Source organism: Tunturiibacter empetritectus, assembly GCF_014201375.1.
GTDB lineage: Bacteria > Acidobacteriota > Terriglobia > Terriglobales > Acidobacteriaceae > Edaphobacter > Edaphobacter lichenicola_D.
In genome coordinates, this window is the sequence record NZ_JACHDZ010000003.1 from 141,418 (window position 1) to 154,747 (window position 13,330).

10 protein-coding genes are annotated in these 13,330 nt (G+C 61.8%); 7 read left to right on the top strand and 3 right to left on the bottom strand.

Translation table 11 applies throughout. The features are described from left to right. The first annotated feature begins 100 nt into the window (after positions 1-100). A complete protein-coding gene (locus tag HDF10_RS09595; RefSeq protein ID WP_183812826.1) occupies positions 101-475 on the top strand; it encodes a response regulator in 375 nt (124 codons plus the stop codon). A 265-nt stretch (positions 476-740) separates the two neighbouring features. After that, complete coding sequence (locus HDF10_RS09600) at positions 741-1,058, top strand: Hpt domain-containing protein (RefSeq protein WP_183812828.1); 318 nt, start codon at positions 741-743, stop codon at positions 1,056-1,058. 179 nt (positions 1,059-1,237) lie between these two features. Here HDF10_RS09600 and HDF10_RS09605 read toward each other — a convergent pair whose 3' ends face one another. After that, positions 1,238-4,579, bottom strand: coding sequence for a DNRLRE domain-containing protein (locus HDF10_RS09605; protein WP_183812830.1), 3,342 nt, complete (start codon positions 4,577-4,579; stop codon positions 1,238-1,240). Between the two features lie 316 nt (positions 4,580-4,895). Between HDF10_RS09605 and pgm the strand changes: the two genes are divergently transcribed. Both pgm and HDF10_RS09615 read left to right on the top strand, forming a co-directional pair. Next, complete coding sequence (pgm, locus tag HDF10_RS09610; protein ID WP_183812831.1) at positions 4,896-6,572, top strand: phosphoglucomutase (alpha-D-glucose-1,6-bisphosphate-dependent); 1,677 nt, start codon at positions 4,896-4,898, stop codon at positions 6,570-6,572. A gap of 263 nt (positions 6,573-6,835) precedes the next feature. Next, entirely contained in the window at positions 6,836-8,395 is a 1,560-nt protein-coding gene (locus HDF10_RS09615; RefSeq protein ID WP_183812832.1) for a hypothetical protein, read from the top strand. Between the two features lie 57 nt (positions 8,396-8,452). Here the strand turns inward: HDF10_RS09615 and HDF10_RS09620 are convergent, their stop codons facing one another. After that, positions 8,453-9,394, bottom strand: coding sequence for a helix-turn-helix domain-containing protein (locus HDF10_RS09620; RefSeq protein ID WP_183812833.1), 942 nt, complete (start codon positions 9,392-9,394; stop codon positions 8,453-8,455). A gap of 127 nt (positions 9,395-9,521) precedes the next feature. Between HDF10_RS09620 and HDF10_RS09625 the strand changes: the two genes are divergently transcribed. The 3 genes from HDF10_RS09625 (at position 9,522) to HDF10_RS09635 (ending at position 12,671) form a co-directional block, all read left to right on the top strand. Continuing rightward, positions 9,522-10,067: an ester cyclase gene (locus HDF10_RS09625; RefSeq protein ID WP_183812834.1), complete on the top strand. Its 546-nt coding sequence runs from the start codon at positions 9,522-9,524 to the stop codon at positions 10,065-10,067. 228 nt (positions 10,068-10,295) lie between these two features. Next, positions 10,296-10,676, top strand: coding sequence for an HPF/RaiA family ribosome-associated protein (locus HDF10_RS09630; protein ID WP_183812835.1), 381 nt, complete (start codon positions 10,296-10,298; stop codon positions 10,674-10,676). 747 nt (positions 10,677-11,423) lie between these two features. Next, entirely contained in the window at positions 11,424-12,671 is a 1,248-nt protein-coding gene (locus HDF10_RS09635) for an alginate lyase family protein (protein ID WP_183812836.1), read from the top strand. Here HDF10_RS09635 and HDF10_RS09640 read toward each other — a convergent pair. Beyond that, entirely contained in the window at positions 12,668-13,324 is a 657-nt protein-coding gene (locus HDF10_RS09640; RefSeq protein WP_183812838.1) for a bifunctional 4-hydroxy-2-oxoglutarate aldolase/2-dehydro-3-deoxy-phosphogluconate aldolase, read from the bottom strand. The genes HDF10_RS09635 and HDF10_RS09640 overlap by 4 nt on opposite strands. Positions 13,325-13,330 lie beyond the last annotated feature (6 nt).

A 13,330-nucleotide genomic window follows, 5' to 3' on the forward strand; every position in this document is an offset into this window, starting at 1 on the left:
TCACGAAGTGATCGCCCCGCGCGCAGCGGGCCCGTCCGGCAGGACAGTTTCCAATGACAACTCCACAAACGGGCATCGCATGAGAGAATAAAACTCGCTCATGCGACGCATACTCATAATCGACGACGAAGATGACATTCGCGAGGTAGCCGCGCTGTCTCTCGAGGCAACTGCAGGCTGGCAGATCCTCACCGCCAGCTCCGGCGCAGAAGGCATCGACATCGCCTCAGCCGAGCAGCCCGACGCCATCCTCATGGACGTCATGATGCCCGGCGTAGACGGCCCCACCACCTTCGCCAGGATGCAGCAGACTCCCGCCATCTCCCAGATCCCCGTCCTCCTACTCACCGCCAAGGTCCAGGGCGTCGATCAGCGGCGCTTCGCCGGACTAGGCCTCGCAGGAATCCTCTTCAAGCCCTTCGATCCCCTCACTCTCGCCGACCAAATCTCCACGGCCCTCGGCTGGGCCGACTAGTCATCCGCAGGATCCCGACGACCCTGACCTGCCCTGACGGCTTGTCCCTTTCAAATTCAGCACACTGCATTCCTCGGCAGGAATAACTGGCTACACACAAAAGCCCGTCCCTCGCCGCCTCCCATTACCTCCGTGTCATAGTGCGACATCAGACCATGACATTCATTCCACCCCATCCACACAATCCGCAGTAAACTACCCGCATGCTTAGCTCACCCAGCCGAGTTCGATCTTCCACCAAAGCACGCCACCAAAGCCCTCCCGCATGAAGAAAGCTGACCAGATCGACAACGTCCTCGCCAGCCTCTGGAAGAAGAACCTTCCAACCCTGCGCGAGCGTCTCGACCTGCTCGACCGCACCGCCTCCCTCGCCGCCTCCGGCACCCTTACCGACGAACCCCGTCTCGAGGCCTACAGCATCGCCCACAAGCTCACCGGCTCTCTCGGCATGTTCGGCTATCAGCAAGGCACCGACATCGCCCGCAAGATCGAGCACATCCTGAAATCCCCCACCCCCGCCCAGCTCACCACCCTCCCCGCGCTCGCAAAAGATCTCCGCACCTCCCTCTTCGCCGGTCTGTAAAGAAATGTCCTGCCGGACGGGCGCCCTGCGCGGGCGGCGGTCACTTCGTGACTCGTATACCCCTTCGGTTGGCGCCCCCGTTGGTCGCGAGGAAGATGATTCCGACCAATGGGAGGGACCACGCGAAGCTCTAAATAGGCGTGCGAACACCCCGCGCGCAGCGGGCCCGTCCGGCAGGATCAGTTACAAGCCAGCGCCATCCACATTCCCGTAGCCGTCCCGCTCGCACCCGTCACCGTAAAGTCCACAAAGTTCCCCGCCGCCACCGTCACATTGCCCTCCTGCGTACACGACGCGCCCGGCGCAACCGAACAAGCCAGCGACGTATTCGTCATACTCCCCGGCGTCCCCTGCCGCAAAATCACATTCACCGTGTTCGTCGTCTCACGTGAAAACACACTCAACTGCGTAGCCGTGCACCCCGCCGGAACCCAGGTCAATACAGCGTCCGTCTCCGTCGCCGCATCCGCCGAACTATTCACCGAATGAAACAGCAGATTGAACGACACCGAGTGATAGATCGAAGCAAACGGTATCCCACTCATACCCGCCCCACCGCCCCCGCCCGTCCCATTGGCGCCCGCCGCGCCTTGAGGAATCGTGAAGTTCAACACCGCCGCACTCCCACTCCCAACATTGGTCACGCTCGCCTGAGTCCCCGCCCCGCCCGTCGTCACCGTCCCCACGCTCACCGAAGCCGCCGCCCCAGCCGGTCCCGTCGCCCCCGCGCTTCCATTCTGTGCCAGCACCGCCCACACGGCCGGCGAGAGATCCGGCTCCGAACCAACCGACCCGGTCGTCGCAAGATAAGTTGAACCGCCAAAACTGACCACATCATTCGTGTGATAACTAACCGCGCCCGTCCACGCCCCGCGAAACGTTACCCCCACCGCCCCGGCCGGCCCAGCAGGACCAGCCACCCCCTGCGGCCCCTGCCCCCCCGCCGTCCCCTGTGCCCCCGTCGCCCCGACCGCTCCGGTAGCGCCAGCCGCACCCTGCGCCGCCAACAAGCTCCACACCGACGGGCTTGTATTCGGCGCATTCGCAAAGTTGTTCGCAGCCACCGAGATATAGCTCGATCCCAAATAGCTCACCGCATCATTCAAGCCATAGGTGGTGCTGAAAGAAAAGCTCCCCCGATAGACCATCCCCGCCGGCCCAGCAACTCCAGTCGGTCCCGCAGCACCCTGTGGCCCCGCCGGTCCCGAAGCCCCGGTCGCGCCCGCAGGTCCAGCCGAACCCGTAGCGCCAGTAGGCCCTGCAACTCCCTGAGGCCCCGGAAATCCCGTCGCGCCCTGCAGACCCGTCGCACCCGTAGCTCCCGCAGGTCCCTGCGGCCCAGCCTGCGCCAACAATCCCCAATAGCTCGGACTCACATCCGGCTCTCTTCCAACATTCGCCACCAGAGCGATGTAACTCGACCCGCCATAACTCACCGCACTCCCAACCGGATAACTGCTCCCCACCAGCCATCCGCCCACGAAGCTCACCGGAGGACCCTGCGGACCCGCCGCTCCATTGGCCCCCGCTGGCCCAGCCGCACCCGTCGGCCCTGCTGGCCCAGTCGCACCAGCCGGTCCAGCAACGCCCTGCGCCGCCAGCACCGCCCACTGCCCAGGACTCAGCGAGGGAGTATTCCCAACATTCCCTGCCAACAGCGAAACATAGGTTGATCCATTGAAGCTCACCGCATCATGCAGCGCATAGTTCGTCGACGAGACATAGTTCCCCGTATAGTTCGCCACCGGAGGCCCCTGCGGCCCCGTAGTACCCGTAGCCCCCTGCGTCCCCGCCGCTCCAGCCACCCCAGCCGGACCCTGCAAACCCTGCGGCCCCGCCGGACCCTGCGCCCCCGTAGCGCCCGTCGAACCCGTAGCGAACAAAGACCACTGCACCGGGCTCAAGCTAGGAGTATTTCCAATATTCCCCGCCACCAGCGAAACATAAGCCGACCCGCCAAACAGCACCCCATCCGCCAGCCCATAGTTCACCGCAGACGAGTAACTCCCGCGAAACGTCATCCCCACCGGCCCCGCAGGCCCCTGCGGACCCATCGGCCCACTCAACCCTTGCGCCCCCGTAGCTCCCGTCAACCCCTGCGCCCCAGCCTGCCCCGCAATCCCCTGCAGCCCCTGTAGCCCCGGAGGCCCATTCGGCCCCACCGAACCCGGCAATCCCTGCGCCCCCGCAATCCCCTGCGGCCCCTGCGCCCCCGTAGGCCCCGCCGGTCCCTGCGCCGTCAACACCCCCCACTGCCCCGGACTCGCACTCGGAGTATTCCCATGATTCCCATTCAGCAGCGAAGCATAACTAGCTCCCTGCCAAAGCACCACATCCCCCAGTGCATAGTTCGTCGTCGAGGCATAGGCCCCTTGATAAACCAACCCAGGCAGCCCCGGAGCACCGGCAGCACCAGCAACTCCCGTCGGTCCCGCAGCCCCGGTCGGTCCCGCCGGCCCGGTCAACCCCTGCAGCCCCTGCGCCCCCACAGGCCCCGCCGGTCCCTGAATCCCCACCGCCCCCAGCGCCAGCACACCCCACTGCCCCGAGCTAACCCCCGGAGTATTCCCATGGTTCGCCACAATCAACGAAACATAACTCGACCCCTGATACGTCACCACATCATTCAACGCATAGTTCGTAGCCGCGGCATACATCCCCTGGTAAGCCAGCCCCACCGTCCCACCGCTGCCACCCGAACCCGTCCCTGCCTGCGCCAGCACCGCCCACTGCGCAGTGAGTCCCGGCGTATTCCCCCGGTTCCCTCCCGTCAACGACACAAAACTCGACCCCGAATAAGTCACCACATCATGCAGCGCATAGGTCGAACCCGCCACATACGCCCCCTGAAAGCTCAACCCCGGCGCACCCGCAGGCCCAACCGGCCCAGTGGCTCCCGTAGCTCCCGCAGGACCCGCAGGACCTGCAGGCCCGGTAGCTCCTGTAGCCCCAGTAGCTCCCCCCGAAGCCAGCGCCACATCGAGCACCGCCGCATGCCCCGTCAGGTCGTTCTCTTTGCTGTCGAACTGCACCACCGCGGTCGTCGCCGTCAGCGCCACCCCATTATTGGTCGCCGGAGCACTCACCCACCCCTGCACCAGCCCCGTCACATCCACCACCACATAAGCCCCGGCCTGGCCCACCGACACCGTCTTCACCGCACTCCCCAGCGCCGGCAGCGTCCCATACGTCACGCTGTACTCCCCCCAGCTCCCGTTCACCGGCTGCACACTCACTGAGCCCGCCGTATCCATCCGATTGCAATAAAGCCGCAGCGTAGCCCGCGACACCTGCGCCGCCGTAGTCCCCGCCGGCAACATCGTAAGGTCGAACTGTAGCAGCGCCGTATACCCGCCGCCCACATTCAGATTCGAGATCGCCCCGCTATTGACCGCCTGCCGCGCGCTGTTCACATGAGCGTCCGCCACCAGCGTCGTCTCCACCGCGAACGCCGGCAACGCCGCGAACCAAAGCCCCGCAAGCCCCAACCCATACAGCAGAATCCGTCGTACCTGGCCCATCCAACCCCTCATGGACAGGCCCCGCGACGCACCTTCGCGCCAAACAAGACCAGCCATCGTCTCCACGATCAAAACTCAACAGCGCACGTCGAAGCTGGCTAGAAAGCGGCCCAGCAGTGTTACAAATCAAAACACACAACCCGGATCATTCCCGTTTTAGGCTAACCACACCCAAAACACAAGCACCTTCCTCTGCGACTTCCGTGTCAATCCCGGCTCCCCTCAAACCCGCCCCATACATCTTCCACACATCCGCATCCCATATAGTGTCAAAGGTCGCAACAATCAATCGGCACACGAAGAGGGACAAGACGGCATGAGCACCAATCCAACTCAGACCCCCAACCAGCCCGGCCAGCCCCCGCTCCCCGCCAACCTGGTCAATCTCTCTCGCCTCATCACCGCCTACTACACCCTCCATCCCGACCCCACCTTGCCCGCCCAACGGGTAGCCTTCGGCACCTCCGGCCATCGCGGCAGCGCCTTCAACACAGCCTTCAACGAAGACCACATCGCCGCCATCACCCAGGCCATCGTCGACTACCGCCGCGACCAAAACACAACCGGCCCGCTCTTCCTCGCGCAAGACACCCACGCCCTCTCCGAGCCCGCCTTCGCCACCGCCCTCGAGGTCCTCGCCGCCAACAACATCGACGTCATGGTCGACACCGACCTCGCCTACACCCCCACCCCCGCCCTCTCCCACGCCGTCCTCACCTACAACGCGACGCACAAAGATCACCAGGCCGACGGCATCGTCATCACCCCCTCCCACAACCCACCCGAAGACGGCGGCTTCAAGTACAACCCACCCAACGGCGGCCCCGCCGACACCACCGCCACCAAGTGGATCGAGAACCGCGCCAACGACATCATCGCCGCCGGCCTCACCGGCGCCCGCGGCTCCAATTCACAGATAAAAAAAATCCCCTACACCCAGGCCCTCAACGCCCCCACCACCCACCGCCACGACTACATCACCTCCTACGTCGACGACCTCGCCAACGTCATCGACTTCGAAGTCCTCGCCGGAACCACTCTCAAGCTAGCCGTAGACCCGCTAGGCGGAGCCGGCGTCCACTACTGGCCTCGCATCGCCGATAAGTATCATCTACCGTTACAAATCCTAAACCCCAACGTAGACGCAACCTTCCGCTTCATGACCACCGACTGGGACGGCCGCATCCGCATGGACTGCTCCTCCCCCTACGCGATGGCCAGCATGATCGCCAACAAAGAAAAGTACGACGTAGCCTTCGCCGCCGACACCGACCACGACCGCCACGGCATCGTCACCCGCACCACCGGCCTCCTCAACCCCAACCACTACCTCGCCGTCTGCATCCAGTACCTCTTCACCAACCGCCCCCAGTGGTCCGCGAAAGTCGGCATCGGCAAGACCCTCGTCTCCTCCAGCATCATCGACCGCGTAGCCAAGGGCCTCAACCGCCCCATGCTCGAAGTCCCGGTAGGCTTCAAGTGGTTCGTAGACGGCCTAATCGACGGCTCGTTAGGTTTTGTGGGGGAAGAGTCCGCCGGCTCCACCTTCCTCCGCCGCAACGGCCAGGTCTGGACCACCGACAAGGACGGCCTCATCCCCGGCCTACTCGCCGCCGAGATGACCGCACGCACCGGCAAAGACCCCGGCCAGTTCTACGCCGAGCTCACAGAGAAGTACGGCAACCCCGTCTACGAGCGCATCGACGCCGCCGCCACCAAAGATCAAAAAGCCAAGCTGGCCAAACTGTCGCCGCAACAAGTCACCGCAAATCAGCTGGCAGGCGAACCCATCACCGCCATCCTCACCGAAGCGCCCGGCAACCACGCCCCCATCGGCGGACTCAAAGTCACCACCGAAGACGGATGGTTCGCCGCCCGCCCCTCCGGCACCGAAGACGTCTACAAGATCTACGCCGAGAGCTTCAAAGGAAAAGATCACCTCAAACAAATACAAACCGAAGCCCAGGCCTTGGTCACCGCCGCCATCTCCTAAGTCGTTGCAGACCAACTCGAAGCCGCGCAATCCGCTCCCTTAAGCACCTTGGCAACAAAAAAAGCTGCATAGTAGACCCAAAAGATGCACACAAATGACGTTGTACTTCGTCTACCCTCTGCTATAAGGGAATTGAAGTAGGCGGCTCACGGTGCGATATCGGTAAAACTGCTACCCTTCCCATTCAAGCGTTAAAACTGGAAGGGGCTCCCCACACCCAGAAATAGCGTACGAAGAAAGAATGCTGAAGATTTCTGGGAGAGATGAATTTGGTAGTTTTATCCGTTGACTCAGCAGCCTATGAAACTGCGCCACCCAGTCTCAACCACTCCAGCAACAACGTAAGCAACAGACTCATCCCCCTGACGGCTCTGGCCTCAGCGACCTTCCTGCTCCACGGCTACCATCCCTACTCGCAGGATGGAGCCATCTACGTCGCCGGCCTCGAGAGAACCATCGACCCCTCGCTCTTTCAACCCGACGCCCTATTCGTCGACGGCCACAGCAGGCTTTCCCTCTTCTCCCATCTCCTGGCATGGATCTCGATCCACGCCCATCTCCCCTTCAAGATCCTTCTGCTGCTCACCTACTGCGTCTCCATCTTTGCCTTCCTCTTCGCCTCGCATCTCCTCGCCATGCGTCTGTTCCGTTCGGAGTACGCGCGATGGAGCGGCACCCTCCTCGCCGCCGTCTGTCTCACCATGCCCGCCGCGGCCACTTCTCTGCTGGTAGCCGATCCCTATCTCACCGCGCGCTCGCTCTCCACCCCGCTCACCCTGCTCGCCATCGTAGCCTGCCTCGATCGCTCCTGGACCCGCATGGCCATCTGCACCCTTCTCGCCTGCGCGCTTCATCCGCTGATGGGCATCTACCTCATCGGCTTCCTCCTTACGCTCATGCTCCTCAACGAGCGTCGAACGCGCGCGGCCCTCGGTCTCTGCGGAGCAGCCTTCCTCCTCTGCGGCCTCATCGCCTGGATCACCCGGCACGACCCCGTCTCCCCCTACTACCGCGAAGCCGCCCTCAGCCGCACCTACTACTTCCTCTCCCGCTGGCAATGGGACGAGATCCTCGGCCTCATCGCCCCGCTTCTCCTCATGGCCATCGCCGCCGTAAGGTCCGGCCTCCGTACCAATACCGGCAAGCTCTGCCTGGCCTGCGTCTTCACCGGAGCCACCAGCTGCCTCGCCTCCCTCTGCTTCGTCCACCCGGATCACCCCGATCTGCTCATGCGCCTTCAGGTGCTCCGCAGCTTTCACACCATCTACGTCCTCGGCCTCGTCATGCTCGGCGGCTTCATCGGCCTCCACATCCTTCGCCGAAGAGTCCTGCCAGGCATCGCCGTCCTGATCATCGCCATCGCCGGAATGGCCTATGGCGATCACCAATCCTACCCCGTCTCCTCGCACATCGAGTGGCCCTGGGAGCGGCCAACCAGCCCCGAGGAGCAAGCCTTCCTCTGGGTCCGCGCCCACACCCCTCCGCAGGCCCTCTTCGCCTCCGACTCCACCGCAACCCATAGCTCCGACGACGAACCCGGATTCCGCGCCATGGCAGAACGAAGCACCCTCAACGACAGCAAGGACGAGGGCGTCTCCTCTCTCTTTCCCGCGCTGGCAGCTGTCTGGGGCCCCTACCGCGACGCGCAACGAGGCCTGAATCAACTCACCGACGCACAGAGAACCGAGCGCCTGCGCCCCTACGGAGTCACCTGGCTCCTCCTCTCCCCCCAGGCCACCACCGCCTTCTCCTGCCCCTACCGCAACTCCGCCGTAGCCGTATGCCAGATCAACACGACAGCTGCAACCCTCGCAAAAAAATAATCCACCCCTAAGACGGCTGCTTCAAATCCGAAATGCCTGCTCGACCACGAGCGGTTCTCAAAAGGTCGAGTCCGATCCAACCAGCGCAGTGGCGCGGAATGCAGACGGATCGATCTCGTACGCCTGACGAAAAGCATGCGAGAAGCTGCTCCGGCTCGAAAAACCGACACAGCGAGCAATCTGATCAATCGACCCATCTGACGTAGCCAGAAGCTCCTTCGCACGACTAAGACGCGCCGACCTCAACAGACAAATTGGCGTCTGACCGAAGACCCGCGTAAAGCGAGAGGCAAACGCCGCGCGGCTCATCCCGGCAATCGATGCCAACGTCTCCACGGTAAACGTCTCTGAGTAACGATGAAGGATCGCATGCAGCGCTTTGGATAGTCCCCTATCAGCGAGTGCAGCTATCCAGGGCAGCGGTGGCGCGCCGCGTTCAATCTTCCGCCGCAACAGAAGAATTAAACACTGCTTCAACAGCGCCTCCGTCAAAGGTCGGGTCCCGAATTGAGGTCGCGCAGACTCTGCCAGAAGAATGATGAACTGCTCCCTCAACCCATCCGGTCCCTCAAAGTGCTCAATCATCGGTTCACCTAATTGAGCAAAAAATCCTGGTATACCGACGCCTTCGAAGCGAATCTCCCCACACACCGTAACGATACCGGTCGCCCCCTCTCCCGCCTGAATCGTGGGAACGCTCTCTTTGAACAAAGGTACACGCAGCCGGCGACGCGGCACACTGTCGCTCTCTTCCGTCTCATTTGCCCCCAGACTGTAGATGACATTAGGAGGCAGTAGAACAAAGCTATGCTGTCGTACCTCAACGGTCTTACCGTTTCGTATCCGTAAAACACCCTTTCCAGCCAGGCAGTAGTGAACCCCCGCAGCAGGACGCGCTTCAAAAGTAAGTTGGTGTCCTCGTCGGATATCGCAGGAAGCAAACGCCCCAACCCCCACCTCGAGATTGGCAAGAAGCCGCTCAATGACATCCAGCTTCATGCCTCTCCCTCTCCTCCAGGCTTCGGACGAATCAGCACCAAATCAAGACCTATTCGCACCTGCGAGTTCTTATCATAAGCCTGTAAACAACTCACCCCAACAGACTCAGTTCAAGGAGACAACCGCTATGAAGACATTCGCAATCACTCTGACGATCGGAGCACTGCTCTGTTCGGGAATCAGCTTCGCTCAAACCGATTCAGCCCAGGCACCAAACTTTACCGTCCCAACCCACACGCCCCATCCCTACAGCACCTACGAAAAACTCATCCTGAACAATGTCTCTCAGTTCCACAAAAACTTCAACAACCGCGACTTCAACAAAAACGGCGATCTCGTAACAGAGAACCTACACGTCGACTCTAACGGAACCGAGGTGAACGGCCGCGCTGCCTTTGTCAATCGAATCGGCAGGTTCGTTGGACCATTCCCTGACGTGAAGATTACCGATCTAACGACAGTCGTCGATGGCAATACAGCCGCCATTCGGTTCATCATCACAGGAACTCAAAAAGGCGATCTCCCGACCCCCGAAGGCGTCATCGCCGCGACCAACAAAAGCATTCGCGTGGACGGCACGGAGTTCTTTACCTTCGACAAAGAAGGCAAACTCACGGACTTGGTTACAGTCGAAAATCTTAGCCAGCTCGTACACCAACTCAAATCAAACTAAGTTCGGTTGAAGGTGAGGGCTTTGGCTTACCGTCAGCCACCTCAGCGCATCACTGCCTAAGCCGGAAGCTGCGATCTCAGAGATATCTCCTCGGAGATCGCAGCAGACAAGTCTGTCCATCTCAAAAAGTTTTGCACAGCCTGCTAACCTCGCAGCCACAAAAACTCGGCCACTTCCTGCTGACTCAGTGCGTCTAACCTCGCATGTAAGTGAGAAGGAGTTTAACGAATGCAGATTCAGATCAGCAGCGATAAAAACATCTCCATGCATAAAAAACTCTCCACCCTGATCGATTCCGACCTCCATCGGATCCTCAATCGATTCAAAGACGAAATCACCCGCGTCGAAGTCCACCTCAGCGACGAAAACGGAGACAAATCAGGAGCGCAAGACAAACGCTGCCGCTTAGAAGTTCGCCCTAAACGCCATCAGTCGCTGGCCGTCACCAACGACTCCGCCGACATCCCCAGCGCCGTCACCGGCGCCGCCTCCAAGATGCAGCGGCTCCTCAACAGCACCTTCGGCCGCATCCAGGACAAGAACCGCTCCCTCACCACCAGAGCCAGCGGCCAGGGCCAGAACCTCGTCCTAAAGCCCGAAGCCATCTAAGAACGCCCGCCAAGGGGGGAGCCATCCCCCCAGCGTGTTCTTCGCTGTCATCCTGAACGAAGTGAAGGATCCCGACACCGTCCACCCGCCCATACTGTCCGAACCTTTCAACCCAAACACTCCAACCGTTTCCGCTCTCACACCCCCACAAAAACCGCCATCTCGACCGAAGCGGTTTTGTTGTCATTCCGGACTCTGAGCGCTGTCGAACGGAGGACGAATCTGCTGTTGCATTTGCTTCTAGATACCCCAAGCAACTCAACTCCTTCAAAGGCGTCCCATCGAAGTGCATCTGGATGAAGGCGAAGGGCAGCAACGGTAAAGCCGTCGAAGGGCACGGATCCCGACACCTTCCAACCCAAACAGCCTCCCTCGAAACTCACCGCTATCAAAAACCTGTCAAGCCCCCAAACCTCAAATCCCCGCGCCCCACAAGGATTTTCGCGTGGCGCATTAGTTCCGCCCACAAGCTAAAATAGGAGCAGGAACAAAAAAGCCCCAGCGCTGGCCGGGGCATTTTCGTGGAGAGCCAAAGCAAAACCTGACGACGAGGAATTAGCCATAACTTACTCATTCTAAGTATTTTGCAAACAAACCATCCCTTATCAATAACTTACAGGCACAATCCCTCAGCAAACCATTGATAAGAAGCAAGTTCCGTACAAGATACCAGGGAGGGGGGAGGGGGGTACCCGTAGCCGACAAAGCAACCCGTGGTACCCTTTCCGCCGAAGAGGCTCAAACCCCATGGCCGTAACCCGCCGCACCTTCTGCTCCCAAGCCGCGACCCTCCTCCTCTCCCCAAGCCTCCTCCGCTCCCAAACTCAGCCCCAACCCAAACCCACCGCCCGCCCCGACGTAGCCGCCATCGACCATGATCGCATCCTCGCCCAGGCCAACCGCTACCTCACCCAGCCTCCCGTCCCCCTCACCACCCTCCTCTGCCCCCGCAGCCCCGGCACCCCCCACGACTTCTACTCCGAACCCGAAGATTTCTTCCCCGACCCCGCCAACCCCACCGCCTCCTGGGTCCAGCACACCGACACCACCCCAAATCCCGACGCCTTCACCGCCCACCGCGACGCCCTGCTCAACCTCAGCCTCTACGTCCCCGCCCTCACCGCCGCCTACCTCTTCACTACCGACCCCCGCTACGCCCAGCAAGCCGCCGCCCACCTCCGAGCCTGGTTCCTCACCCCCGCCACCAGCATGACCCCCAGCCTCCAATACGCCCAGACCATCCCCCCCGCAAAAAATGGCCGCCTCGAAGGAGTCGTCGAAGCAGTCCACCTCGCAGAAGTAGTCCAATCGCTCCCCTTCCTCACGAACTCCGAGGCCCTCACCTCCGAAGAGCTCACCGCCCTCACCAAGTGGTTCACCGCCTACCTCGACTGGCTCAACACCTCACGCATGGCTGGCCTCGCCCGGGACAACAAGAGCCACCACGGAACCTCTTGGCTCCTCCAGGCCTCCGCCATAGCTCACCTCACCCAGCCAGCCGACGACCGCCCCCTCACCACACTCCGCCACCAGTACAAAACCTCCACCCTCCGCGCCCAGATCGTCGCCGACGGCACCTTCCCCCACGAGCTCACCACCCCAAACCCCTACCGCAACACCCTCTTCAACCTCGACATGCTCGCCGCCATCTGCCTCCTCCTCTCCACCCGCTTCGAGAGTGTATGGGAGTACGAGCTGCAGGACGGCCCCGGCATGCACACCGTCATCGCCCGCCTCTATCCCTACCTCCTCAACCGAGGCACCTGGCCCTACCGAGCCGACGTCACCTACTTCACGTCGCTTCCCATCCGGCCACCCAGCCTCCTCTTCGCCGCCCGCGTCTACGACCGCCCCGAGTACGCCGCCCTCTGGAAGACCCTCCCCCCCGACCCACCCAACGCCGAACTCCAGCGCACCTTCCCCATCCGCCAGCCCATCCTCTGGACCACACGCCCAAAGCCCTGGCTACCCCCCGGCACCCCCGCGAAAAACTAAACCGGGTGCTTCAAACGAAACGCCCGCACAATCTCCAGATACCTCCGGGCAATATCGGTGATCACCTCAGGCCTGCCCTCCGCGATCATCTTCTTATCCACCAGATCCGACCCCACGCCAAGCGCAAACGCACCCCCCTCCAGGAACTCCGCCGCAGTCCCCAACATCACGCCGCCAGTAGGAATCATCTCGATCTGCGGCAACGGTCCCTTGAGCGAAGTAAGGTACTTCGGCCCACCCATCGCACTCGCCGGAAACACCTTCACAACATCCGCCCCAGCCTGCCACGCCGTCACGATTTCAGTCGGAGTCAGCGCGCCCGGCAACACCGCAACCGAATACCGATGACACATCTCGATCGTCGCCACATTCAGCGCCGGGCTCACCACAAACTGAGCCCCTTCGAGGATGCACATCCGCGCCGTCTCCGCATCCAGCACCGTCCCCGCCCCAATCAGGATCTCCGGTCGCTGCTCTGCCAGACGACGCATCACCTCAATCGCCCCCGGCACTGTCATCGTCACCTCAAGCACGGTCACCCCCCCGGCCGCAATTGCATCCGCCAGCGCCATCGCCTGCTCAATCGAATCCGCCCGCAGCACCGGCACCAGCCCAATCTCCCGCAACTCCCGCAGTACCGCAGCCTTCTCCATAGTTCT